Annotated in this window: 22 protein-coding genes; 7 read left to right on the plus strand and 15 right to left on the minus strand. The window is 63.3% G+C overall.

The window, feature by feature from the left end; genetic code table 11:
• Positions 1-51 precede the first annotated feature (51 nt).
• The 3 genes from QHC67_RS07185 to QHC67_RS07195 are packed head-to-tail and all read right to left on the minus strand — an operon-like array spanning position 52 to position 2,896.
• Positions 52-1,062: an NAD(P)-dependent oxidoreductase gene (locus QHC67_RS07185; RefSeq protein ID WP_319292704.1), complete on the minus strand. Its 1,011-nt coding sequence runs from the start codon at positions 1,060-1,062 to the stop codon at positions 52-54.
• Positions 1,059-1,427 (minus strand): EamA family transporter, encoded by a 369-nt coding sequence (locus QHC67_RS07190; protein WP_319292706.1) that lies wholly within the window; start codon positions 1,425-1,427, stop codon positions 1,059-1,061. The genes QHC67_RS07185 and QHC67_RS07190 overlap by 4 nt, the downstream gene beginning before the upstream one ends.
• Entirely contained in the window at positions 1,424-2,896 is a 1,473-nt protein-coding gene (locus tag QHC67_RS07195) for a UbiA family prenyltransferase (protein ID WP_319292708.1), read from the minus strand. The genes QHC67_RS07190 and QHC67_RS07195 overlap by 4 nt, the downstream gene beginning before the upstream one ends.
• Positions 2,897-3,145: 249 nt before the next feature.
• Between QHC67_RS07195 and QHC67_RS07200 the strand changes: the two genes are divergently transcribed.
• Positions 3,146-4,768 (plus strand): glycosyltransferase family 39 protein, encoded by a 1,623-nt coding sequence (locus QHC67_RS07200; protein WP_319292709.1) that lies wholly within the window; start codon positions 3,146-3,148, stop codon positions 4,766-4,768.
• On the opposite strand, the gene QHC67_RS07205 is transcribed toward QHC67_RS07200, so the two are convergent.
• Together QHC67_RS07205 and QHC67_RS07210 are read right to left on the minus strand one after the other, a co-directional pair.
• Positions 4,758-5,972, minus strand: a complete 1,215-nt coding sequence (locus QHC67_RS07205; RefSeq protein ID WP_319292710.1) for a glycosyltransferase family 4 protein — start codon at positions 5,970-5,972, stop codon at positions 4,758-4,760. The two genes, QHC67_RS07200 and QHC67_RS07205, sit on opposite strands and share 11 nt — an antisense overlap.
• On the minus strand, positions 5,927-6,799 hold the full coding sequence (locus tag QHC67_RS07210; protein ID WP_319292711.1) for a hypothetical protein: 873 nt from the start codon (positions 6,797-6,799) through the stop codon (positions 5,927-5,929). Before QHC67_RS07210 ends, QHC67_RS07205 begins: the two co-directional genes overlap by 46 nt.
• A 162-nt stretch (positions 6,800-6,961) precedes the next feature.
• On the opposite strand from QHC67_RS07210, the gene QHC67_RS07215 reads away from it, so the two are divergent.
• Entirely contained in the window at positions 6,962-8,383 is a 1,422-nt protein-coding gene (locus QHC67_RS07215) for a lipopolysaccharide biosynthesis protein (RefSeq protein ID WP_319292712.1), read from the plus strand.
• Here the strand turns inward: QHC67_RS07215 and QHC67_RS07220 are convergent.
• The 9 genes from QHC67_RS07220 to QHC67_RS07260 form a co-directional block, all read right to left on the minus strand.
• Complete coding sequence (locus tag QHC67_RS07220) at positions 8,313-10,610, minus strand: GumC family protein (protein ID WP_319292714.1); 2,298 nt, start codon at positions 10,608-10,610, stop codon at positions 8,313-8,315. The two genes, QHC67_RS07215 and QHC67_RS07220, sit on opposite strands and share 71 nt — an antisense overlap.
• Positions 10,611-10,689: 79 nt before the next feature.
• Entirely contained in the window at positions 10,690-11,277 is a 588-nt protein-coding gene (locus tag QHC67_RS07225; RefSeq protein ID WP_319292717.1) for a response regulator transcription factor, read from the minus strand.
• A 416-nt stretch (positions 11,278-11,693) separates the two neighbouring features.
• Entirely contained in the window at positions 11,694-12,377 is a 684-nt protein-coding gene (locus QHC67_RS07230) for an HAD family hydrolase (protein WP_319292720.1), read from the minus strand.
• The gene (locus QHC67_RS07235; protein WP_319292722.1) at positions 12,374-13,408 is read right to left on the minus strand and encodes an ATP-grasp domain-containing protein; all 1,035 of its coding nucleotides are present in this window, start codon (positions 13,406-13,408) and stop codon (positions 12,374-12,376) included. The genes QHC67_RS07230 and QHC67_RS07235 overlap by 4 nt, the downstream gene beginning before the upstream one ends.
• Positions 13,405-14,091: a PIG-L deacetylase family protein gene (locus tag QHC67_RS07240; protein WP_319292724.1), complete on the minus strand. Its 687-nt coding sequence runs from the start codon at positions 14,089-14,091 to the stop codon at positions 13,405-13,407. The genes QHC67_RS07235 and QHC67_RS07240 overlap by 4 nt, the downstream gene beginning before the upstream one ends.
• Entirely contained in the window at positions 14,088-15,011 is a 924-nt protein-coding gene (locus QHC67_RS07245; RefSeq protein ID WP_319292726.1) for a formyltransferase family protein, read from the minus strand. Before QHC67_RS07245 ends, QHC67_RS07240 begins: the two co-directional genes overlap by 4 nt.
• Positions 14,983-15,585, minus strand: coding sequence for a sugar transferase (locus QHC67_RS07250; protein ID WP_319292728.1), 603 nt, complete (start codon positions 15,583-15,585; stop codon positions 14,983-14,985). Before QHC67_RS07250 ends, QHC67_RS07245 begins: the two co-directional genes overlap by 29 nt.
• Entirely contained in the window at positions 15,576-16,772 is a 1,197-nt protein-coding gene (locus tag QHC67_RS07255) for a glycosyltransferase family 4 protein (protein WP_319292730.1), read from the minus strand. The genes QHC67_RS07250 and QHC67_RS07255 overlap by 10 nt, the downstream gene beginning before the upstream one ends.
• Positions 16,769-17,938: a glycosyltransferase gene (locus QHC67_RS07260; RefSeq protein ID WP_319292732.1), complete on the minus strand. Its 1,170-nt coding sequence runs from the start codon at positions 17,936-17,938 to the stop codon at positions 16,769-16,771. The genes QHC67_RS07255 and QHC67_RS07260 overlap by 4 nt, the downstream gene beginning before the upstream one ends.
• 355 nt (positions 17,939-18,293) lie before the next feature.
• Between QHC67_RS07260 and QHC67_RS07265 the strand changes: the two genes are divergently transcribed.
• From QHC67_RS07265 to QHC67_RS07285, 5 genes are all read left to right on the plus strand, one after another.
• Positions 18,294-20,324 carry a nucleoside-diphosphate sugar epimerase/dehydratase gene (locus tag QHC67_RS07265; RefSeq protein ID WP_319292734.1) on the plus strand — a complete coding sequence of 677 codons (2,031 nt, stop codon included), beginning with the start codon at positions 18,294-18,296 and terminating at the stop codon, positions 20,322-20,324.
• 13 nt (positions 20,325-20,337) lie between these two features.
• Positions 20,338-21,561 carry a DegT/DnrJ/EryC1/StrS family aminotransferase gene (locus QHC67_RS07270; RefSeq protein ID WP_319292736.1) on the plus strand — a complete coding sequence of 408 codons (1,224 nt, stop codon included), beginning with the start codon at positions 20,338-20,340 and terminating at the stop codon, positions 21,559-21,561.
• Positions 21,551-22,408 (plus strand): sulfotransferase, encoded by an 858-nt coding sequence (locus QHC67_RS07275; RefSeq protein ID WP_319292738.1) that lies wholly within the window; start codon positions 21,551-21,553, stop codon positions 22,406-22,408. The genes QHC67_RS07270 and QHC67_RS07275 overlap by 11 nt, the downstream gene beginning before the upstream one ends.
• A 56-nt stretch (positions 22,409-22,464) precedes the next feature.
• Positions 22,465-23,016, plus strand: coding sequence for a polysaccharide biosynthesis/export family protein (locus QHC67_RS07280; protein WP_319292740.1), 552 nt, complete (start codon positions 22,465-22,467; stop codon positions 23,014-23,016).
• Positions 23,017-23,094: 78 nt separating this feature from the next.
• Positions 23,095-24,279 (plus strand): outer membrane beta-barrel protein, encoded by a 1,185-nt coding sequence (locus QHC67_RS07285; RefSeq protein ID WP_319292742.1) that lies wholly within the window; start codon positions 23,095-23,097, stop codon positions 24,277-24,279.
• On the opposite strand, the gene QHC67_RS07290 is transcribed toward QHC67_RS07285, so the two are convergent.
• Positions 24,227-25,384 (minus strand): glycosyltransferase family 4 protein, encoded by a 1,158-nt coding sequence (locus tag QHC67_RS07290; protein ID WP_319292744.1) that lies wholly within the window; start codon positions 25,382-25,384, stop codon positions 24,227-24,229. The two genes, QHC67_RS07285 and QHC67_RS07290, sit on opposite strands and share 53 nt — an antisense overlap.
• Between the last annotated feature and the right edge of the window lies 1 nt (position 25,385).

The raw sequence follows: 25,385 nt of genomic DNA on the forward strand, positions 1-25,385 counted from the left end.
AAAAGATATTCAGCGCTTAAGGGGCAAGGCTGCTCATTGGTGGTAGCCCGATCAGCTTCCGGCAGGTGCAAGGCCTGCATTAGGAACAGACTCTGCCCCCATCGTTCGGAAGTGCCGGTACGCATCGAAGATGATATCGGTATCGCTCCGGGTTGGGCTCCAGTCGAGCACCGCTCGCGTGCGCGACGTGTCGAGCACATAGTCGAGATCGGCGATGGCGTACTGCTCCGGATAGAGCAGTGTCATGCCGATTCGATCGAGCCCTGCCAGCACAGCCTGCACCATCCGCGCCGGAGTGGGTATGAGCACAGACCGCGAGCCCGCACGGCGGATCACGTCGGCCAGCAAAGCTCTTACCGTGGGCGGAGACTCGGACCCCAGATTGAAAGGTCCAGGCGGTAAGCCGCGGTCGACTGCCTGTAAGGCTGCGGCGACGCAGTCGTCGACGGCGATCATCTGATAATGGTTGCGTCCGGCACCGATCATCGGCACCGGCAAGCCCAGAGCTATGAGGCGAAAGAGCTTGGCAAGGATGCCGAGCCTCCCGGTGCCGGCGATCAGCCTTGGCCGGAAGATCGTTGCGGACAGGGACGATCGGGCCATGGCTTCGCCGATGAACTGTTCGGCGGCTAGCTTGCTGCGGCCATAGGGGCCTATCGGCGCCTGCCGGTGCGTGGCGGGCACGGGCGACTGATCGGGCCTTCCATACGTCATGTCCGTGGAGAAGAAGACCAGACGCCCCGCCCCGCCCCGCTCCATCGCATCGAGCAGTTTTCGCGTGCCATCGCGATTGACTTCGGCGAACCAATCTTCCCGCCCTTGAGGCGGCACGGGTCCGTGGAACTGTCGGGCGGCGAGATGGTAGACGGTGTCATCCGCCTGCAAATCCAGTTTCGACAGATCATCGGAGTTGCGGATGTCGCCGGGAACGAAGCGGTGCTGCCCCGGAGCAGGCGGGGCGCTATCGAAGATCACGACATCCTCTCCGCGCGCGATGAGCGCAGCGGAAAGGCGGCTACCGACAAAGCCTGCGCCGCCCGTGATGACGTGGCGGCCGCTCAAGCAGTTCGCCCGATCACGATCACGCCGAGGCAGATGAGCGCTATGCCGAGCATCCGCGCAGGCCCGAGGCTCTCGCCGAGCAGGAAAACGCCCATCAGCGCAGCGATGATATAGCCGATCGACAGCATCGGATAGGCGACGCTGACCTGCAACCGGCCCAGCACCACCAGCCAAAGGCCGATGCTGAGCGCATAGCAGAGCATTCCGCCCCACAGCCACACATTGCTGACGAGCGCCGTTCCCAGCGCGATCACTTCGCGCGGTGGCGGCAGGATGCTGACCGTCATGGCCTTGCGCAGGACCACCTGCGCCATTGCGTTCAAAAGGACGCTGACGAGCACGATGCCGAAGGTCGCGGGGTTCACTGCGGCACTCCCACGGCGAACGCCCAGAGCGCAGCCACCGCCGCCGCGTGGAGCCAACTCCCTTTGTCGCGTATCGCATAGACGACCGGGTCGTCGTTCAGCGTACCGCGATGCGCCAGCAGCCATATCCGCATCAGCCACAATCCCAGCACCGCCGGGATGAGGAATAGCGGCCCTTTCTGTGCGTACAGCCCGGTCGGCATGGCGTCGAGCGAGAGGTAGAGGACCATCACCAGCACCGAAACCATGCCCGATGCGATGCCCAGGGCGAGCGTCAGAGGCTCGTCGCCCGGCAGATATCCCCGGCCCTTCACGACTCGCGCGTTGCGTGCCGCCTGCACCAGTTCGGCAGTGCGCTTGGCGAGCGCGAGGGACAGGAACAGCACGGACGTAAACGCCACGAGCCAAAGCGAAACCGGATGGTCGATGACGACCATCCCGGCCGTTATGCGCAACGCGAACAGCGTCGCAATGGCTGCGACGTCGATCATCGGCTTGCTCTTGAGTTGCAGCGAATATAGCAGCGTCAGCCCGGTATAGGCGCTCAGCACCAACCCGAAGGACGCGTGCAGCAGCCATGCCCCGACGAGCCCCCCGATCAGCATGACCGCAATCAGGGGCACAGCCCTGGAAATCGGGATCAGCCCCGCGGCCAGGGCGCGGAAACGCTTCGTCGGATGCTGCCGGTCGGCGGCAAGGTCGCTCAGGTCATTGATCAGATAGGTGGACGACGCGACGATGCCGAAGAACAGCCAGGCCAGCACCACGCGCCCCAGCAACTCGGGCTGAAGATATTCGTGCGCCAGCATCAAAGGCGCGAACAGCAGGAGGTTCTTGCTCCATTGATGGAGCCGAAGCGCCTTTACCCACTGGCGCGCATTTGCGCGGCGGCGGGGCAACAGCGTCGATCCGATGCCGTCCTTCTCCACACGGCGCTGAAGGCCGCGCGCTCCCCCTGCGATGATTGCCTCCCCTCCATGCCGCCATACCGGGAGATCGGCGGCGCTGTCACCGACATAGTCGAAGCCATCCGTGAACCGGCTCGCCAGGCTTTCGGCCTTCGCGACGGATTTTAGATTATCGACGCCGTTGCTGCCGGTCGCGCTGTCGAACAGCCCCAGCGCCTTGGAAACGCCGTCTGCTATGCTCTGATCGGCGGCCGTGACGAGATGCACTTCACCACCTGCCATCTTCCGCCGTTCGATCAGGTCCAGCACTGCCTGGTCATAGGGCAAGGTCGTACAGTCCACCGGCGCTATTTCGGTGAGGCGGCGCTTCATCGCTGCCCGCCCGCGCAACAACTGGAGGCAGGCCCCCGGCAGTTTCAGCGGCTGGCGGAACGCGACCTCGGTAAGATTCTCATGCAGCGTATCGGTACGCACCAGTGTCTGGTCGAGATCTACAATCAGCGGAGCCAGCGCCGTCTGTGGGGACGACTGCGCTGAAAGCACGCGGCTTTCCACCCCCATGCCTTTCCCCCGTTTCCGCCCCCTGTCGAGAAGGGCCTGCCGCCGCGTCATAATGCCGTGTCCCACATGAGGCCATGATGGGGAGCTTGGCGCAAGGCTGTCACGGGCAATGAGGGATAGCCGCATGCCCCACCGGGGAGGGATCGTCCCAACAGGTCTACTACTTCTGAACCGCTTGAGGCTCGCTTGCTTCGCGGACGACGGCGCTCGGTGAGATACTATTCGCGGGGCTTGGACGGAGGAATGCGGATGATCGCGACGGTTCTCAATCGCTCGGCTGAGACTATGGGCGGGGTCCCGCGTTGGGGGCCTCGCGCTGTTCCGGCGGTTCTGGGTGGAGTGATGGCGCTGGCGGTGGTCGGGCTTTTCGTGCGGATCATGGCCTATCCCTTGCGCCACGATGAGCAGATGTATGTTCCGGTTGGCGCTCTTCTGGGACAAGGCGACCTCTACCGCGACTTCGGGTTCAACAACCTGCCCAACCTGCCGTTGCTCATGGCGCTGGTCTTTAACGTCAGCGGTACGGACCATTATCTGCTGACCGGACGGCTGGTGATCTTCGGCGCCTGGTTGCTGGCTGCAACGGCGATGGCACTGATCGCGTGGCGCGCGGCCGGGTCTGTCGCAGCGGCTATTCTGGCTGCCCTGCTGCTGATGACCAATCCGCTCCTTCTGGGACCGGCAGGGATGCTGGCCACCAACAATTTCCTGCCCATGCCGTTCGCGATATTGGGCACGTGCCTGTTCATCGCGGGGCTCGATCGCGAGAGGCCGTCGCCATGGATGGTCGGGGGCGCCGGCTTGTGCCTGGGCGTCGCATTGGGATTCAAGGCAAACTACGTCTTCCTGGTGCCGCCCTTCGCCCTCGCCGCTTTCCTGGCGCCAGGTCGCATGACATTGCCGCAGCGGCTGAGATACGCAGTGCTGCCACTGTTGATCGGCGGCCTCATTGGCTGCGCGCCTGTGCTGTTCTACTTCCTGCGCGATCCCGACGGATTCCTTGCACACGTCATGCGATATCATCGCGGGCCGCATATCGCATATTGGGAAGCCAATCCGTCGCTGGACGGCCCCAAAGTGATGACGCTGGCGGGCAAAGTGAAGCTCGCTGCAAATGTGTGGCTGGGCGGCGGTGGAATAGTCGTAGTGCTCGCAGCCATTTATGGTCTCTGGGCAAATAGGCGACCGGAACGTGGCGCGGCAGTTCCCACCGGACGCCCCCTGTGGCCGATCTTGCTGGTGGCGGCGCTAGCGGTGGGGGGAGCGCTCATCTCCTTCGTACCCACGCCTGCTTTCCCGCAATATTACATTTTGCCGATCCCCTTCGTCATCGCGCTTGTGGCGCTCTCCTACGGACGACTTCCGCGATTACGCCGTACCCGACACGCCCCTTGGCTGATGGGAATAGCGGTCCTCGTCATACTCGCCGGAATGCCCCGGCTGCTGGTGCGACTGCCGCGGATCGTCACGCCGGAAAGCTGGACAGGCTACAGCACGCATGCGGCAGGAAAGGTGGTGGCCGCCGCGGTTGCCCGAAACGGCACTGCCGGACCCATAGCCACGCTCGCTCCGCTCTATCCGCTGGAAGGTGGTCTTCAGCTTTATCCTGAGCTGGCCGCCGGGCCGCTCGTGTACCGCGTGGGGGATCTGATCCCCGAGGCGGACCGCAAGCATTACCGGATGATCTCGCCCACCCGGCTCCCCGACCTGTTCGCCTCACAGCCTCCTGCCGCCATTCTTACCGGACTGGAGGGTGAACTGGACGACCCATTCGTCGCTTATGCCCGCAGCCATGGTTATCGCCCCCTGGCCGAGCCTGTGTTGCGCGATCGCTATGGGACAGCGCAGTTGTATCTAAGGCCTATGCCCTAGCGGCTCGGCGGGCCAGCATGTCGTCGTACAGCGCCATGATGGCGTCGGCGTGACGGCTTTCGCCAAAGCGTGCCAGTGCCTCCGCGCGGGCAGTCTCGGCTATACGAGCGGCGTCCTGGGGAGCGCGAAGCAATGACGCGCAGCCATCGGCCAGCGCCTCGGCATCTTCGGCGGGGACTAGCTTGCCGGTCTCTCCGTCCCGGATAGCCTCTATATTGCCGCCCGACGCCGTGGCCACGACCGGCGTACCCATCAGCATCGCCTCTATGAGGGTCCGGCCGAAGGGTTCATCGACCGCGGGCACCATCAACATCTCGCATCCCGCCAGCCAGAAAGCGCCGGGCGACCTGAAGCCCATCTGATGGATCGCATCGGCCACCTTGTACCGCTCGGCGTGAGCACGCACCTGCGCATCCATTCCATCCAGCGCTTCACCGAACAGGAGGCCGCGCACATCTAGATCCGGGCATTTCCGCCTGAGCGCGGCAATGGCTTCGACGAACAGCAGTGGCCTCTTCCGGTCGATCAGCGCTCCGGAAAAGGCGATCAGCCGGGTATCGGGCGACAAGGAAAGCGCCTCCAATATGGCCTGACGGGCGCTGTCCCTGTCGTAGCTGCGCGAGGTGTCGAACGGGCTGTGGATCACCGCCGTGCGGGCAGCGGCAGAGAAACGCCGCGCCCGAGGGCTGGCGAAATGCGACACTGCCACGACCCGGTTGGCCAGCAGAGGCGCGGCCAGTCTCAGCCCCGCAGCGTCCGGCGACCCCCGATGATGCCAGAGCAGTTTTGCGCGGGCGAGCCGCGTCGCCAGCGCCCAGGTCGCATGCGTGCGGCCATCATTGCTGTGTACGATGGCGACCCCCCGTCGGCGCAGGAAACGCGCCAACGGCACGGCTCCGCCCGCAAGACTAAGGCCACCCAGCGCACTGATCCGATTGCCATGATGGAGAACGGCCGACTGCGGAGCGGCCTCTACGGTGATGCCCGCATCCTCGAACAGTCGCGCGATGGCGCCGCCCGGATGCTGCACGAGCACCAGCGGCTGGAAGCGGCGGCGATCGATCGCCCGGATCAGACCGCAGGCGGAAATATGACTGCCGCCAACAAGATCGCCGACGAACGGGAAACAGACGGTGATGGGTCCGCCGCCGCCGTGCTTCACTTCGCCCATTCGGCAGGCAGAGGCGTTTCCAACACCAGCCACTCCACTTCCGATCCGCCGCAATAGCGGTCGACTACGTTCATGTAGCGGCCATCGTCGGACACGCGGAACAAGGTGCCGACATGCTGCCCCTTCGTCGACCTAGCGACGAGCAGCCATGCGCCCGGTCCCGCCAGATATCGCACCACATTGGCCATCGCCTTGCGCAACTGATCCTCGTCGAAATAGCCGCGGTTGAGGATGTTGGCCGCACGGATGAAATCGAAGCGGCCGCGAAACTCGGCGGTGTCGGCAAAGATATCGTTCTTTTCCACGCGGACATGGGGATGACCGGACACTCTGGGGCTGACGAGCTGAACGGCGGCGCTTCCCCCTTTGCCCTGCATGAGCAGCCGCTTCGCACGACGTCCGATCCAGGCATTGGCAGCAGCGCGAACCAGCACCATGCCCGTCGCATAGTCCGCCCGCCTGCGCCATGGCCGCAGCACCATGCCGAGCACGTCATATTGCAGCGGATAGCCGACTTCATCGGTCAGCACCCGGACGCCCGGATAGGCTGTCACCAAATGGCCGTCCACCGACAGGTCGGTGCCGATGACGTCCGCCGGATGCCCCGCCTTATGGAGCCGGTCGCTGAGCGCCAGTGTGGTCGTGCCAGACGAAATGCCGACATCCAAGACCTTGCCGATCTTCACATCGGCATCGGCGAAGCACCGCACGCAGACTTCGTCAAGATCATGAAAGCGGTCATTGCCGGTGCGCTTGAACGTCGCGTTGCGCGTGCGCAGGTCCGTGAAGAAACGATCCTCCACCTCGGGCGAAGCGCGCCCGGCAGGCGATTGAAAAAACCTGGTGGCAGTCAACGTCATGCGATCTTCCCCGCCTCTTTTCGGTACGTCCTTTCTTTAGCGCGAATGGCGTCGTGAACGGCTGGCAATTAGGGATTAAACCCACGGGAAAGCTGTAACTTCCCCAGTTTCGCCTCATTGGTCAGGCAGCGACGTGCGGACCAAGGGGGTAAGAACATGGCCATGATCGGCATATCAGCGAAAGGCGGTACGGTCCTTGCCCGTCTTCGCGCTGCCTTGCGGCACCAGCGCGTCAAGTCCGTCAGTCATCTCCTGACAGGCACGGCGGCGACGCTGGTGATCACGTTGCTGTCCATTGCTCTGGTCGCGCGGGCATTGGGACCGACGGCTTACGGCATCCTTGCGCTGATCCTGACGCTGGGGCAGGCGTGCGAACGGCTGCTCAGTTTTCAGTCGTGGCAGCCGCTCATCCGATACGGCGCGACGCTGAATGCGGATGATGAAGTTGAGGACTTCTCCGCCCTTTTGAAGTTCGGGCTGCTCCTCGATCTCGCGGGCAGCGCCGCCGCCTGGGCAGTCGCCAGCATCATCGCGATAGTCGTCCACTTCATAGGTGGGATATCGTTCGAGCACACCTTGCTGTCGCTGATGTTCCTCCTGTCGCTCCTCTTCAATTTCAATGGCGTGGCGACGGCGATATTCCGGCTCACCGGCAGGTACCGCACGATTGCGCGGCTACAGGTGGCCAACGCATTGCTGCGTCTCGCGCTGCTGGCGGTGGCTTTCAAATTCGGTGCAGGTCTGACGGAGATGGTCGCGGTCTGGACCGTCACGCAGATCCTCGGCTCGCTGAGCAATCTGGTGTTCGCGTTAAGGGCCGCGCCCTACAAGGCCGGCGTCATCCTTAAGGCGTCGCTAAAGAACATCAGCACCCGCTTTCCGGGCCTCTGGCGGTTCACATGGGGATCGAACATGTCGCTGACCCTTTGGTCCAGCGCGCAGCAAGTCGATACGTTGCTGGTGGGCTGGCTCGCCGATCCCGCCAGCGCTGGCCTGTTCCACATCGCCAAGCGCGTAAGCCGCATCGTGCAGCAAGTCGGCAGCCAGGTTGAATCGGTCGTCTACCCCGACCTCGCCCGGCTCGCGGGAGCAGGCAACCGCAGGGGCTTCCTGCGCGTGCTGCTCCAGACCGAAGCCATTCTCGCGCTGTTCGGCGCGGCCTGCTTCCTGACGATCCTGCTTGCAGGGCAAAGCCTGATACGGCTGGCTCTGGGGGATGCCTTTGCAGGCGCTGTGCCGCTGATGACCATCCAGATCCTCGCCGTGACGATGACCATCAGTGGAGCGGCCAGCCGCGCCAGTCTCCTGGCGCTGGGCGATCAGCGCAGCGTGCTGCGGACGGTGATGGCCTGTACGCTGGCTTTCTACTGCGCCGCGCCGCCGCTTATCCTGACCATCGGCGCAATGGGCGCCAACATCGCCCATCTGCTCTTTGGAGTGATCTGGCTGGGAGGGCTCAGCCTCCACGTCCGCAAGGCAGTGAAGGCTGCCAGTTGGAACGCGCCCTCTGCGCCTATGCCAGATGAAGCGCCCGAGCCGTTCGCCGCGTCGCCCGCCGGAAGGTCCGCGCCCAACGCTCTCTGAACGTCCAGCCGGAGGATGGCGGATCGCCATCATAATATTCCGTCAGGTTGGCAATGTGGTGAATGGCGTCGCCGTAACGGCGGCGGGCATGGACCGGATAATCGACCATGTTGATGACCGCGCCGGTGATCGGCCGCTCGAACATGTCCATCGCGACACGCGCGGCTTCCGGATTGGTGCGGCCCCATTGCAGAACCAGCAGCGTCGAGTCCGCATGTTCGGTCAGCGTCTTGGCGTCGCGCACCGGCAGGATCGGCGGAGCATTCAGGATCACGAAGTCGTAGCGCTCCCGCAGCTTTTCCAGCAGCAGCGGCAGGCGCGGCGAGGCGATCATCGCACCGGGATCGATCGGCGTATCCCCGACCGCAATGGTCGCGAACTGACTGCCCTGCTGGATGACCGGCAAGTCTTCCATCGCCGTGCTGCCCGACAAATAGCCCACCACACCGCTTGCCCTTCCGCCCTGCACTTCGATGCCGGGGCGGCGAAGGTCGAAGTCCACGACCACTGCTTTCCGCCCGACCATGGCAGCGGCGGCGGCAAGGCTGGTGGCGATGGTGTTCTTGCCTTCGCCATCCAGCGGCGATGTCACCACGACGACGTGGGGCTGAGGTCCGTGCCGCGTCTCCAACTCGATCAGGAGATTGCGCATCGCCTCAGCGAAACGGGACCGGGGCTTGGATTCGACCAGAGAATAGACGGGGCCGCCGGTCTGTTCCTGATCTTCGGTCAGGTCCGGAACCATCGCCAGCGTGGGGATGCCCAGCAGACGGCCGACCTGCGCCGAGGTGCGGATCGTCGTATCCATCGTATCGATGACGAAGGCGATGACTACGCCAAGCGCCAGAAAAGCCAGCAGCGCAACGGCCAGCACCCGCTGCGGCACGGGATAGGAGGGATAGACCGGCACGGATGCGGGCGACACGACGGAGATGTCGGGATCGGTGTCGGCTGGCGACGCGATCTTTGCGTTGAGGGCATTCAACAGCGACATGTAGAGCGTGTTGCTGGCTTCCGCATTACGTTCCAGCGCTCGCAGGGGTACTGCCTGCACACCGGAAGCCAATGCCCGGGACTGAAGGCCACCTATGCCGGCCTGCACCGCACCCTGGCGCGCCTGACTGGCCGCAGCCTGACTTTGCAGCGCGCCCTGCACCCGTGCGTTTTCGCTGGCGATGCGGGGAAGCAAGGCAGCCATTTCGGCGCGCGCCTTGGCGACGTCGGGATGGCCGGGGCCGTAAAGCGTGCCCAATTCGCCAAGGCGGCGGGCCAGCGCGGATTCCTGTTGCCGCAAATCGATCAGCAGCGGCGAAGTCGCAGCGGTTCCGCCACCCGTCCGCGCCAGTCGCGTCTCGAACGCGCTGTCCGCCTGTGCCTGAGTGAGCAGGCCAGCCGCTTGAGCGACTTGCATGGCGCCGCTGTTTTCAGGAGTGGAGTCGAGTATTCCCGTCCTCGCGCGATAGGAGGCCGCTGCGCCATCTGCCGATTGCAGGCTGCTGCGCACCTCGGCCACGCGCTGCGATAGATCCTGGATCTGACGTTCACGCGTCTTTTTGGCGTTCTGGATCTGTCCCTGGATATAGGTTTTGATCACCCTGTTGGCGATGAGGGCCGCTTTCTGCGGATCCTCGGATGATGCCGTGATGCTGATCGTACTCGACCTTGCCACGCGCGCGACGCGAAGATTGGCGAGCAACTTGTCGACCACGGCTTCGCTCTTGGCCCGCGCGGCGTCGGTCTGGCGAAGTTCCGGATTGGTCTCCGCGGGCGGCGGACGCACGATGGCGCGCATCAGTCGTGCAATCATGCCCGGCTTGGCGTCCTCTTTCGTCGCGAATTCGGGATCGTCGTCGAGTTGCATCGTGGTCGCAGCGCGTCGGGCAAGCTTTCGCGACTGAAGAATCTCCACCTTCGTCTCGATCCGTGTCTCCTCATTGGGGTTGAGCACGGTCGTCGGCGTTGCGGAGGAGAATTCCGTGTCGGGTGGCTCGACGACGACTGTAGTGGATGCACTATAGATCGGGTCGATACTTGCTAAGACCAGCACAGTGATCAACATGCCCACGCCCGTAAGGGCCGCGATGAGCCGCCATCTTCGCCGTAAAATGCGGAAGAAGTCGGCTACGCCAAAATAGCCGGTCCGCGTTCCGGGCTGGAGTGCGCGGGAAGCCGCCAGCCGCGGCCCTTCATACACAAGGTTCGACGGAACGAGATCAGCATTTCCCATTGGCATGGTCATACCCTTTCAACCGGCAATAGCGGTTACATCCTATGTTGGCAGCACGATCGCGTGATCAGGCGCGTGATTACATCACGGTCTGCGCAGCGGGATGAAATGTCGGCTTGTAGCCATTCACCTCGATCGGCAGATCGTCATCGTTCGTCGGCACGCCAGGATAGCTCCCGGTCAACCCATGATTGAGCGCCCAGATCGCAGCCTGCGTCCGGTTCGCCACTTGCAACTTGCGAAGGATGGATTTCACATGGACCTTGACCGTGGCCAGCGTGATGTTGAGCCGTCGCGATATGATCTTGTTGGGATCTCCCCGGATCAATCCGCGCAGTATCTCGATCTCCCGATCGGAGATGTTGACGTCCTCCATCCGGCCGTCCGCCTCATCCCATCGTTCCGGCGTCTGAAGCCCGACCAGATCGAAGACAACTTGGGAAGGTATCAGCTTTTCACCCAGGGCGACGAGTTTCATCATCTCCGCAAGGCAGGCGCAGCGCGTATCCTTGCTGACATAGCCGTCGATGCCGATACGGAATGCTCGCGCAATGATCGAACTTTCGCAGCTGTGGCCCATCATCACGATCAGCGCATCGGGCGCGGCAGTCTTTGCCTGCCGGCACATCGCCAATGTCGTCTCGTCGGTAAGGGAGTCGATGATCAATAAGGCTCGTGCGTCTTGAGCATCTTCATTTAAGAGAAGGTCGGCGGGACTTCTGAATACACCAGCGACCTGGAAGGATTTCTCAATCAATATTCGCCGCAAGCCCTCCCCTTCGATTTCGTTCCGGTTGATTATCGAGATTATCAGTTCCTTAGACAAGGTCGCCTCCAATCGAATACTAGGGTATTCGCGCGCGGATTGCAGCCTGCACAGCGCAAGCATACCTCGATGCGGTAGTCCCCCGTTAGATGAAAGGCCTACCCTTTTGGGTAATTTGCCCTTCTATATTGAAACGGACCCTAGCTCATAAAGTTAGTCTTAGATCTACTTTAATCAAGAACATATGTTTACTTCTCTAATGGTCATAAGCCTACTTCGAAGGAAGTAAGTATTTACACGTAGATCTATAGCTCTCTCTAAAATTGCTCAAGATTTTCAATGACTTTGGAAGCGTCAATGACTTGCCCCGAAACGTTCAGGTGCAGCCTTTCCGCTCGGGCGATACGGACGGTGTGCCATCCCAATACAGTGGGTGCATGAAAATCCTTGAGAGGGTTATCCGCTATGTATGTGAAGCGTTCGGGCGGCAGCGCGAAAAACTGCTGAAGATGAAGATAGGCCCGTGGATTCGGCTTCCAGCATTCCCGCCCCCAGCAGTCTGTGCAGACGCCCAGCCGAACGCCGCGTCGGTACAGATCCAGTGCACGGATCTTCCGCCGCTGCGCATCCAGGAACCCGTCCGTGATGATCGCGAAGGCCGTGCGTGGCGGGGGGTTGCGCAGGAAGTGATCGGCGTCGGCTTCAAGGGAGATGTCGGGGCGATGCTGGCGATAGACATTCAGCATCCGCTCTATCGTGCCGGGGGGCGGAACCACGTCCAGCGCCGCGAGGCTGTCGTCGAAGATGTGGGTCCGGCTGCCCGCTGCGAAGCGTTCCAGCATGAGCGGCCCCAGTTTTTCCAGCCCGAGCCGCGCATGCGCCCACGCTCCGACGGCCTTTAGCCCGCTTTCAACATAACGGCGCTCCAGATACAGGGTATCGTCGAGGTCGAAGACAATCACCCGGTCGAAACCGGGCTCTCTTCGACCTTCCTCGTTCACAGGAAGATCGCGTCGTCGTACCGCAGCATCCGGACGCCTGCCCGCCACTCTGCAGTCGCGGAGCTCGGCAGGTCGAGCCATTCTTCCAGGGTCCAGCGCGTGAACGTCGCCCCGGCCTGATGCGCGAGCGGGTAGCCACCGCCGAAGCGGGCGTTGATCTCGAACATCGAGGGAAGCCCGGCAGCCGTCATGCGGGTCTGGAAGCACAATGCGCCCCGCGCTCCGTGCAGGGCTTGCGCCAACTGCCGCGCCATCTCCTCCAAGAGCGAGTGTCGAACCGTCGTTCCCTTTTCGACTTCGCCGCTGCGCACACGGAGTCGTTCATGCGGGACCGCGCTTTTGAGCTGGCCTTCGGAGTCGAAATAGATGCTGACGGTGAACTCCGGCCCTTCCAGTATTTCTTGCAGGACATAGGGCTCCTTGGCTTCCAGAGTCCGAATCTGAGTCTCGTTCTCCACGACAGCGATGCCGCGGCTCGAACTGCCGCCCCTTGGTTTGGCGAGAAGAGGGAAGGAAAGCCCGCCCTGGTCGACCAGAAAATCTGCGGCGGCGGCAGTGCGCGGGGACGCAATGCCCGCTTGCGCAAGGAAACGCGCCGTCGCCAGCTTGTCGCGCGCCATCGTCACCAGCGGCAAGTCGCTGACCGCTACGGAAGTGCCGATGGCCGCGAACTGTTCACGCGCCTGCGCATAGGCGACCAGTTCGGTGTCGATGGTCGGGACGATCAGGCCGATCGATTCCTGCTCGCATATCTCAAGCATGGCCGGAACGAAGGCGTCGCTTTCCGCCGGAGGAGCAGTAAAGAATTTGTCCGCGTCTGCGCAGGCCGCGCTCCATTCTGGCTGCAGGTCGCAGGCGAAGATGTCGAGATCGATGCCAAGGTTCTGCGCGGATTCTCGGAAACATCGCAGCAGGCTCACGCGGCGACCGGCCGAGCTGATCATCATGCGCGCCGAACGCTGCGACGCACCTTCTCCGGAAATGCGGGTACGGCCGGCGGCGAGATCCTGCTTCACGGCGATCACATTCATTTCATGACTTCCCTTATGAGCGTGAAGGCTTCTGCGGCCGCGCAGCTGACACAGGAGCCGCGCACCATTGCCAGAGCCCGCAATGTCTCGATGGATCGCTCGTTCGGGAACGCGCGGACCTGAGACTCGAAGCAGCGAAATGCCTCCAATTTAGTGTCCAGATGATCTGAGATATCGACGAACACATTGGGCTGGAAGCTGGGCGCGACGTAAGGCGCGGCCCAATTGGTTTCCGAGACCGTTTCGTAGGCAAGCACGCGCGCGGGATAATCGCTGCCTAGCGGTCGTGCCGCAACCATCGCCGCGTCGAACACCAGCTTATGATCGAAGTGGAGATCGCCGACGAAGGGCAGGAACAGCGTATCCGGCCGCATGTCCCCAACCACTGCAGCAACTGCCTGATTGAGGTCGGCGCAGGCAATCTGATCGAGCCCGGCGGCAGGAAAGTCGAGAAACCGGGTTCGGGAAACGCCGAGCGCGGCATGCGCCCGTAATGCCTCCCCGCGCACCTGCTCCGCCTGCGCGGGATCGAAGCGGGGGGCCATGCCGCGCGTGACCACCACCACTTCCACGGCCCGCCCCATCGCCGTGAGCCGCGCAATTGTTCCTCCGCAGCCGAGCACTTCATCGTCGGGATGGGGCGCAATCACCATGGCGCGCTTGATGCGGTCGATCGCGCTCATATGAGCGCCCCGGACCGGCCCAGCACGCAATGCATCGGCGGCGGGCCGGGCTTGGAACGCTTCCAGCGTGTAACCCGCACGCCCGCCTCGTCCCCGCATTTCACCGTAAAACTATCGGGAGTGCGTTCGATCACTTGGCCGCTAATCGCTGCACTATATCTACTGAGGGGCACAAGCTCCGCTGCATCTATGACCACTTTATCGCCCGCCAGCCACGTCCACGCGCCGGGATAGGGATCGCCACAGGCGCGGATGACGCGCCAGACTGTCGCTGCCGGGGCCGTCCAGTCAAGGACGCCATCCTCGGGCCGCCGCCGGGTTGCCCATGTCGCATATCGATCATCCTGTACGGTCTCTTCCGCAGTACCATGCGCCAATCCTTCGAGCATGGACGGCATTATCGCCTCCAGCGCAGCCATGTGCTTGGCATAGAGGCTCGCGGCAGTCTCGCCGGGCGCCACATGGAAGAAACGCTGGGCAAGTATAGGGCCGCTGTCCACGCCCGCATCTATACGGAACAGAGTGCTCGCGGTGATCGGCTCGTCCAGCAGGATCGTCCACGGAATGACGCCGCGCCCTCGCAAGCGAGGCAGCGCCGCGGGGTGATATCCGACGACCCGGCCATTCGACCGCGCCATGAAATCGGGCCCGCAGATCTGCGACCAGCCGATGACGAACACATAATCCGGGGCAAGTTCTGAGATTATGTTCAGTCCCTCCTCCGAATTCATGTTGGCGACATGCAGCAGGCGAGCGCCGGCCTGCTGCGCGTGCGCTGACAAGTCCACGAAGTCGGAATGGCGATCGTCCAGGCTGGGCGGCAAGGTCAGCACGGCCGACAAGTCCCAACCGGGCGCGCGCACCAGACATTCCAGCGCGATCCTCGTGCTTTCAACCGCCCCGATGAGGATTGCCTTCACGCGCCCTCCTTATGGAAACGGGGTTCGGACGCTCGCCCATGGTGGCGACCGCGATGGTTCGGATGAGTATCTGCAGATCCAGCGTAATAGAACGATTGGCGATGTACCAGACGTCGAGTGCAAGCTTGTCAGCGTCGCTCAGGAGCGCGTTGCCGTTCACCTGCGCCCAGCCCGTCAGACCCGGCCTGACGGTACAGCGAAGTCGGCCCTGCTCGCCTGCCTGCGCAATAGTGGCGGGCAGCAGCGGCCTTGGCCCGATCAGGCTCATTGCGCCGGTTAGGATGTTCCAGAGTTGCGGCAATTCATCCAGCCGGGTGGCGCGAAGGAGCCGGCCTATTGTCGTCACACGCGATGCGTCGGGCAGCAAATGGCCGGACGCATCGCGTGTGTCTCGCATGGTCCGGAACTTGACCACATGGAACGGACGCCCATTGAGCGACACTCTGGTCTGGCGGAACAGGATCGGCTTTCCGTCCAGCATCAGGATCGCGATACCGATGGCGGCCATAACCGGGGACGCTGCAATGAGCGCCGTACCAGCTATGACCAGATCTACTGCGCGCCTTAGGGGCATGGCAGACCCGCCGATAGCGCCGGGGCCGGAACGTGGTGTTGACGTTGCTGCCGAGGCATGTGGCCTTCCGCCAATCCCATTGTGGCCAGCAGCAGCGCATTCACGCGCTCCACACTGAACCGCTCCTCCGCCGTGCTGCGCGCAGCGGCGCCCATCTCGACTGCCAGTCGCGGCTCGTGCACGAACCGGAGCATCGCATCCGCAAGCGCGCGGGCGTTCCGGGGCGGCACGATGTACCCGTTGCGGCCGACGTCCACAGGCTCCCGGCAGCCCGGCATGTCGGTGGTGATGACCGCCCGGCCTACAGCCATGGCCTCCAATATCGTGCGAGGCAGTCCTTCGCGATACCAGCTCGGCAGGACGAACACGCTCGCTGCGCCAAGATGAGGGCGAACATCGCGCGTCTCGCCGCAATATTCTATGATGCCTTCGGCCTGCCACTCATCGATCTCGGCGCGGCTGATCGCCGCCGGATTGAGGTCGAGCGGCCCCAGCAGGCGGCAACGCACCTCCGGATTGGCTGTGCGCACCATCCGCGCGGCTTCGACGAACTCTACCAGCCCCTTGTTCCGCAAGAGGCGGGCGATCATCAGGAAGATCGGCGGGCCTTCCGGGACAGGCTGCTGCGCGTAATGCGTCAGGTCGACGCCGGAGCCCGGCACCTGCACCACCCGGGTCCTGCGCCTCAGAATATTGTGCCGAAGCATTTCTGCCTCGTCATCGCCATTGAACACGAAGAGCGCCTGTGCGCGGGCCAACGCAGAACGGTAGAGTGTGGACACGATGCGGCGCACCAGCGGCAGGAACCTCGAGTCGCCATCGCTGAAGACATGACCCAATCCGCTGACCATTGCGTAAAACCGCGCGCCACCGGCGATCCTGCTGGCGATGCCGCCATAGATGATCGGCTTTTGCGTATAGGCGAGCACCAGTTGCGGCCGTTCGCGTTTGAGGAAGCGCGTGAGCCAAAGGAGAGTCGCGATGTCCTTGAACGGGTTCATGCCGGTTCGCGCCATCGGCATCTGCCGATAGGTGACGCCCATTTCCCGCAGCCGCGCCTCGACGTCCGGATCGCTGTCGGGCGCGCAGGCGACGACCTCATGGCCATTGTCGATCATCGCCGCCAGCAGTCGGCCGCGGAAGTTGACGAGGGAATAAGCGAGGCTTGCAATGACGACGATCTTCATGCGGCTTCACTGCGTTCGGCACGATAGGGATGCGCCAAGTCTACGGGGAGGTTGACGATCTCACGGCATAATGCGGCGTAGCGGCTGGCAATGTCGGCAAGGGCGAAGTTGGTCCGGATGCGCTCCTGCGCCGCTGCCCCAAGTGCTTTGCGTTCGGCTGCGGGCATCGTCAGCAACTCGGTCAAGGCGGCGGCTAGAGCGGCGGGATTGCGCGGCGGCACAGTTCGGCCCGTCGCGCCGATGATCCATTCCATATCGCCGACATTGGTGCCGACGCAGGGCACGGATCTTGCCATCGCTTCCCCGACGATGTTGGGAAATCCTTCTCCCCATGCTGAAGGCAACACTAATATGTCTAGGCCACCCAGCCATTCGCCTACGTCGGCGCGATGCCCGGAAAGCGTCCAGCTTCCTTTGGGCAAGGCCGCAAGTGCCTGCACATGGTCATCCGCTGGGCGATCCATGCCCTCTCCCACCAGAAGCAGATGGGCGGGCATTCCAGCGGCGCATATCCGCTGGAAAGCGGAAAGCAGATTTGCGACGTCCTTCATCGGGTGCGCCCGCGCTATCATGCCGATCAGCGCGACATCGGGGCTGATGGTGAAGAGGCGTCGGGCGGTAACGCTGGCTTGCGGAGTCGGCATGTCGATCCCGTTGGGAATGACTTCCTGCCGCTTCGAGGCAAAGCCATGGGCGCGATACTGCGCTGCTGCGGCATGGCTATTGTAGATGATGGCGGCAGGCATCTTGGAAATCCGCGCCTGAACCCTCAGGACCAGCCGCGTCAGCCACTTTTCCTCAGTGAAGCCGCCCAGCGAATGACGCACGTTCCAGATCACCGGCGTCCGCGTCCGGGCCAGCCAGACAGCGCAGGTTGCGGCAATCTGCGCATGATGCATCCAGGCGATCACGATGTCCGGCCGTTCGCGCCGGATCATGGCGACTAGGCGAAGGAAGGCTGGGACCGCCGAAAGGACACTGCGCATACCCAGCGAACGGACGGAAACGCCCGAGGCCGCCATCCGGCGCCCCACGAATCCCGGAGGCATCAGTGTGGCGACTTCCGCTTCAATCCCCGGGACGCGCTTTTGATGATCCAGCAATCGTGCCAGCATCGTCTCTGCGCCGCCCACATTCGCCCCCGTGATCACGTGCAGAACCTTCATCTGCCGGACCACCAGGCTGCGGACACAATGTGCTGCATTGTCTCTTCCCTGCTCTGTGCAGCTTGAGACTAAGCGAGCCGCTGCCTTGAGCGCTTACGCTATTTCGTGTCCTATCCCACAGGGGAGACTGGACCGCACCAGCCCCTCCCTTGGCATCGTCGGTTACTCCCTTTGGGCAGGCTGGTGCACCTTTGCGGGTTTTACGTACCTCTTATCGGCTGGCCCCTATGCGCACGTTCGCCTTGGTTAGGATGCAGCTAACCTAGCGGAACAGCCATCCTTCTAAATGGCGTAGAGTCGCGGCCAGCTTTCATTTTCGCGCGGTCTGCCGGCGACATCATATAAGGGGGAACCGATGCCACCACTTGGCAGCTACATAGCATCTCCGCGTTTCTGGCGGAAAATGGTCTATCTCGTTTACGATGCCGTTGCCCTGGGGGCGGCTCTGGCGATTGCGCTGATCCTGCGCATGAACGGGCAGATACCCCCGGCGATGATGACCGGAATGATCGACAACATGCCGATCATCCTGGTCGGCGGCCTTATGGTCCTGCAAGTGAGCGGCATCTACAACAGGGTGTGGCGGCTCGCCTCCCTCCCAGATCTCGTCCGGCTGGTCGAAGCGGCCACGTTCGCAGTGGTCATTCCCGTCGGCATCCTGCTGTTGACGTCCAATGCGCGATGGCTGCCGACTTCGGTCCCGATCATCCAGTGCTTCGTCCTGACCGCACTGCTGTCGGCGGGGCGCATGTGGCAGCCGGTGTTGCGGCAGAAGATCCGGCGGCTCCGGATGCCGCGCACCCTCAAGACCAGACAAACGGATATCGTCGTCAGCCAGCAGCGTGCGCTGCTCATCGGGCGTCCAGAATATATCGAAAGCGTGCTGCGTCATCTGGAGCTGGTTCCCACTCCGCCCTATCTGCCGGTCGGCATCCTGGTCGTGGACAGTCCCGAAACGAATATGCGCCTGCGTGGCGTGCCGATACTGGGCGCTATCGACGCGCTGGAGCATGCGGTGGATACGCTGACGGCGCGCAACGTGCGGCCGACCTGCATCATCCTTGCCGCCGGGCCGGAAGGGCTTCCAGGGCAAGCCAAGCTGAAACTCGTCACCGTCGCACAGACGCTCAATCTCTCCGTGTTGCGCGCGCCTGCGGCGACGGAGATCGACAACCCGCTCGATCTGGAGCGTATCAACCTTGCCGATCTGCTGGACCGCCCGCAGACGGAACTGGACCCTGGCGTGGTGTCCCGCGCGATCCGCGGGCAGCGCGTGCTCATCACCGGAGCTGGGGGCTCGATCGGCCGCGAACTGGCGCGGCAAGTCGCAAGGTTCGAACCGTCCGAGCTGCTGCTGCTCGATTGCGGCGAGTTCAACCTCTATTCGGTGGAAATGGAACTGCGCGAAAATTATCCGCAGGTGCCCTGCCGTGCGATCCTGTGCTCGATCCGGCAGAGGCAGCACGTCATGGCCGTGTTCGCCGAGTTCACGCCTGCCTTCGTCTTTCACGCCGCCGCGCTGAAGCATGTTCCACTCGTAGAGACGAACGTCTGCGCCGGCGTGCAGACCAACGTCATCGGCACGCGCAATGTCGCGGATGCAGCGCGAAAGTTCGGAGTGCGCGCGATGGTGCAGGTTTCCACGGACAAGGCCGTCAATCCGGTGGGCGTCATGGGCGCTACCAAGCGGCTGGGAGAACTCTACTGCCAGGCCATGGATCTGGAAGGCGCGGGCCGCCCGTCGTCGCCCCGCTTCATGACGGTCCGCTTCGGCAATGTGCTCGGCTCCAGCGGTTCGCTGATCCCGTTGTTCCAGCGCCAGCTTGACCGCCGCGCGCCGCTCACGGTCACGCATCCCGAGATCACCCGTTTCTTCATGACCGTCCACGAAGCCGTGCAGCTGATCCTGCACAGCACTGCGCGGGCCATGGAATTCGGACTGAAGCGCGGGAGGATCATCGTTCTGGACATGGGCGAACCCGTCAAGATCATCGACATCGCCCGGCGTATGATCCGGCTGGCCGGACTGGTGCCCGAGCGCGATGTGCCCATCAAGATCGTGGGCCTGCGTCCCGGAGAGAAGCTCTACGAGGAGTTGTTCGACGAGCGCGAGACGCAGTTGCCGTCCGAACTGGCCGGTGTGTTCGAGGCCGAACCCGTGCCCGTTCCGCTGGCGACGCTCCAGGCAGGTTTCGACCAGCTCGCAGACCTCGTGCTGGCGCATGACCAGGAGCAGGTCCGCGACACGCTGTTCGACATGCTCGAAAAGGTGACGCGTGGCGAACAGGAGTTCGAGAAGGTCGACCTCCACGTGCGGCCCACTGCCGCGGTTCATCTCAACCCCGCACTGTGGCCGGAAGGCGCTGCAATGCGCCAGGCTCATTAGGAGCATCGGGTCCATGCTCGCATCGCTAGATCTGTCAGAACTCACGCCGTTACAGATGCCGATCGTCTCCCGCTGGCCTGTCTACGCGCCCGACGAGATCGCCGCGGCGGCGGAGGTATTGAGGACCGGCCGCGTCAACGCACTGCATCATGGCGACTGGTGCGGCGCGCTGGAGGCCGGTTTCGCCGAGCTTTGCGAGATGCCGCACGGGATCGCACTGGCCAACGGCACGCTCGCGCTGGAAGTGGCGCTGCGGGCGTTGGGCATTGGTGCGGGCGATGAGGTCATCGTTCCCGCGCGCAGCTTCATGGCGTCGGCCAGTTGCATCATGGCCTGTGGCGCGACGCCGGTGTTCGCAGACGTCGATCCCGTCAGCCAGAGCGTGACGGCCGCGACGATCACGCCGCAACTGACTGCCCGCACGCGTGCGATCATCGTCGTCCATTTGGCGGGCTATCCCGCCCCCATGGAAGAAATTGCCGCACTGGCAGCGACCTACGACATCAAGGTGATCGAGGATTGCGCGCAGGCCCATGGCGCGACGCTCCGCGGGCGGCCCGTCGGCAGCTTCGGGGATGCGGCGGCCTTTTCCTTCTGTACGGACAAGATCATGTCTACGGGGGGCGAAGGCGGCATGTTGCTGCTACGCGATTCCGCCATCTGGCGGCGGGCATGGGCCTTGAAGGATCATGGCAAGGACCCGGAAGTCTATGCGCAGGGGGGAGATGGCATCTCCTTCCGCTGGCTCCACCAGCATTTCGGCAGCAATTATCGGCTGACCGAAATGCAGGCAGCGATCGGGGTCAGGCAACTTGCCAAGCTGCCCCACTGGATCGAGAGCCGTAGGGAAAATGCTCAAGCTCTGCTGGACGCACTACGGGGGCTGTCCGCGCTGCGGCTGATCGAGCCGGAGCCGGAAATCGGCCATGCCTATTATAAGTTCTATGCGTTCGTGCGGCCTGAACGGCTTGGTCCCGGCTGGACGCGGGACAAGATCGTGGCGCAGGCGCGCGCCGTGGGTGTGCCCTGCCAGACGGGAAGCTGCCCCGAGATCTATCTGGAACAGGCGTTTACCGACGCCGCGATCGGCCCGGCAACCCGCTTGCCCATGGCGCAGATGCTGGGAGAGACGAGCCTGCTGCTGCCGGTAGACCCGACGCTCGATCCCGCAAATTGCAGCCTGATGGGCATCATCCTGCACTCCATCATCGAACAGGCGACCATCCGTGACGAATAACGACAGGCAGCCGTCCTTCATGATCATCGGCGCGGTCAAAGGCGCCACGACCTGGGTGGCGCACCAGTTGCGCTGCCATCCCGATCTGTGGCTGCCGGATGCCGAGCCGCATTATTTCAGCACCGAATATGATCGGGGGCCGGACTGGTATCGCGGCCTTTTCGACCCCGCGCCTGAAGGAAGGATCATCGGCGAGAAGTCGGCGAGCTATCTTGCGCATCCCGATGCACCGGCCAGGATCGCCGCCGCGTTTCCGGACATGCGGCTGATCGTGCAACTGCGCGATCCGGTGCAGCGCGCCTATTCCGACTATTGCATGTATTTCCGGCGGGGCATGGTGGGGCCGGACCCCCGCAAATATCTCGACGGAGGTCGGGCGGAAGCGTCGCGCTTCCTGCAGGGCGGCTTGTACGGCGCCCATATCGGGCGATTCCTCGACCATTTCCCGCGCGAACAGCTTTACGTCATTTTTTATGAGAGCATCAAAAGCTCGGCCGATGCGATCGTTGCCGATGTCTGTCGGCATATCGGCGTAGACGTGCATGTTGCGGCGGACGAAATCGCCAGCCGCAAGAATGATAGCACCGCGCCCATGCTGCCGCTGTCGCTGCGCCGCCTGCTGAAGCCCGCGCGTCCGCTGCTCGATCCGTTGCGCTCCAATCCGCTATTTGCGCGAGCACGATCGGCGATGGCCGCACCGGTCCGCTATCCGCCATTGACCGAGGAGCTGCGAGGCATGCTCCGCGACTTCTATCAGGACGACCTCCTGATGCTCGAAGGATTGTTGCAACAGACCCTGCCCGCCTGGTGTCCCCGCGGAAACCGGGCGGAAGCCGGCAGCCTGTGAGGGTACAGAACCGGGATCAAAGCAGGACGGACGGCGCCATGATGAGGAGGGATGACATGAAAATCTGGATTAGCTTCATCGCGCTTTCGATGGCCACGGTGACGACGGCGTGCGCCGGGCCCAGCGCCGGACTGCCGCCGCTGGCCTCAACTGCGCCGGGGCCGTATCAGTTGGGCCCGGGCGATCAGATCCGCGTCAGCGTGTTCGGTCTGGATGCGCTCAACAACACCTATCTGGTGGGGGACACCGGCGCGATTTCGCTGCCGATGATCGGGACAGTCGAGGCATCGGGCAAGACCATCGCGGCTTTCGAAGCCGACGTCGCCAATTCGATCCGCGCCAAGCAACTGATGCTCGACCCGAAGGTCAGCGCCCAGATCCTCGCCTATCGCCCGTTCTTCATCATGGGCGAAGTGCAGCGGCCGGGCCAGTATCCCTATGTTCCCGGCATGTCGGTGATGACCGCGGTGTCGGTCGCGGGCGGCTACACCTTCCGCGCGAATACCAAGGCCGTGACCGTGACACGCAGCGCCGCAAAGGGACGCGCCGCGCCCGACAGCAGCGTGCAGCCGGGGGACCTGATACAAGTGCAGGAGAGCTGGTTCTGACCGGTGCGCAATAGGGTGCATTGCCAGCACAGGCCATTGGTCTCCAGGAGCGCCGCGCTTCTCAGTCTCGCAATTCTGATGTGCTCCTCGCACGCTGTTGCGCAGCGCATAGAGCGGGATACCAGCATCGAGGACCTGCCCCGCCCCGGCTATGAGCCGCGCACCATCCGCGCCGGATCGTTCGTCCTCATGCCCAAGATCGAGGCGGGAGCGCGTTTCGATAACAACATTCTGGCTGCGCAGGACAACAAGCGCTCCGACGTGGTGTTCCTGATCGACCCCAGTATCGATGCGCGCCTCAACAGCGCCAATTCCAAGTTTAGGGGAAGAGCCTATGCAGGCTTGTCCCGCTATGGACGGACCAAACGGGAGAACACGACCGAGTTCGGAGGACTGCTCGACTATCGCCATCTTCTGGGCAAGCGCCAGTCGATAGCCACCATCTTGAGCTTCGATCGGACATTCGAGCGGCGGAGCGATCCGGAGGCGGAGTTCGCCCGCTCGCGCCGTCCGTCGCTGATCAATGTCGCGACGGCTGAACTGGAATATCGCTATGACGGGCCGAGGGTCGGCGTCACGGCGAACGTCGCTGCAACCAAGTTAAACTATCTGCCGGTGCAAGATGCGGATCGCGACATGGTGACATATCGCGCGTCGATCAGGGGTCAGGTCCGTCTGTCGGAACGTATCGCGGTGTTCGTGCAGCCCTATGTCAATCGCCGCGACCCGCGTCTCCGGATCGACAGGACGGGCGTCGATCGGCAGAGCACGACTTATGGCGCTCTGGGCGGTGTTTCCCTTGCCCTGGGCGATCGCCTCCGGGGCGACATGGGCGTAGGCTTTTTTCATTCCGATCCGGGCGACCTGGGACTGGAGGCGTTCAATGGCGTGGCGGCGAGCGGGCGGCTTACCTGGCGTCCGCGAACCCGGACAGCGGTCAGCGTGGATGTGTTCCGGGGCGATGTGGCGACTGTGCGAGCGGGCGCCATCGGTCGCGTGGATTCGCGCTTCAATCTCAACATCGATCAGGAGGCGCGCCACAATCTGATTCTTCGCGGGTCAGTCGGCCTGCGCCATATCCAGTATCGCGGCGATTTTGACCAGAACCAGCGCTATGCAGTGGCCGAAGCGAGCGCGCGTTACCTGCTCAACCGGCATGTCTGGGTCGAAGCGACCGGCAATTACAGCCAGCGAACGACGCCTGACAATTTCAATGAATTCCGCCGCTGGCAGGGGTTTCTGAAGATCGGGCTGGTTTACTGATCGTCGCCTCCAGCACGTCCTCGATCAAGGCATCCCACCGGGCGATGATGCGCGGAGGCGAGAAGCGTTCTGAAGAGATCTTCGCGGCCCTGCCCAGCCTCTCGCGCAACGCACTATCGGCCATGACTTGACTGAGCGCGACCGCCATGGCCGCGACATCACCGGCAGGCACGAGTAGTCCGTCGACGCCATGCGAGATCATCTCCGCCGGGCCGAAATCGCAATCGAACGCGACGACCGGCAGCCCCGCTGCCATCGCTTCGCCCAGCACATTCGCGAACCCCTCATGGCGGGAGGAGAGCACCATCACGTTCGCCTGCTCCACCCAGCTTTCCGGGTTCCGGCTCTTGCCCGGCAATTCTACCCGGTGCGTGAGGCCCAGCCGCGCCACCTGCTGCTCCAGAGCGGGGCGCATCTCGCCCTCCCCCCATATGCGCAACGTCCAATGGGGATGCTTGGGGGCAATGGTGGCGAAAGCGTCGATCAGGAGGTCGAAGCCTTTCTGATAAGCGAGGCGACCTACCGCCGTTAGAACATGCTTCTCGGCCGGGGGGAGCTTGGGCGAAGCCATCGCGATCGGGTTGTTGATCACGATAGCCCGCGCCCGCACTTTTGCGGGGAGACAGTCGAGACTGGCGCGGGTTTGCATGACGATGGCGTCAGCCCTCGGGTAGAGCCGGGCGAGCAGCGCGTTCCAACTGGCGCTTGCCTGTTGCGCACGAGGATTGTTGCGTTCCGATACGATGACGCGATGCCGCGTGCCTGCCGTCGCAAGCAGCGTGAGGACATTGATCTTCGTCAGGAAGGAAATCGCGATATCGGGCTGTAACCGTGCGAGCGTCCGGCGGATCGCCAATATGCGCCTGCCCTGCACCAGCAGCGATCCGGCAGGGCCTCCAACCGTGGGGAGCAGCCCCAATCGCACGATCTTCACTGCCGGATCGAACGCATGGTAGACAGGATCGTTGGGGCTGTCGAACGCGAGGATCTTCACGTCCCACCCCCGCTTCACCCATGCGCCCGACATCAGGCTGATGACGCGTTCGGCCCCACCTGCGCCCAGGCCTGCAACGATGAACAGGATGCGCCGGTGCAGCCCCGACATG

Origin of the sequence: Sphingobium sp. (genome assembly GCF_033795625.1) — a bacterium.
Taxonomy (GTDB): domain Bacteria; phylum Pseudomonadota; class Alphaproteobacteria; order Sphingomonadales; family Sphingomonadaceae; genus Sphingobium.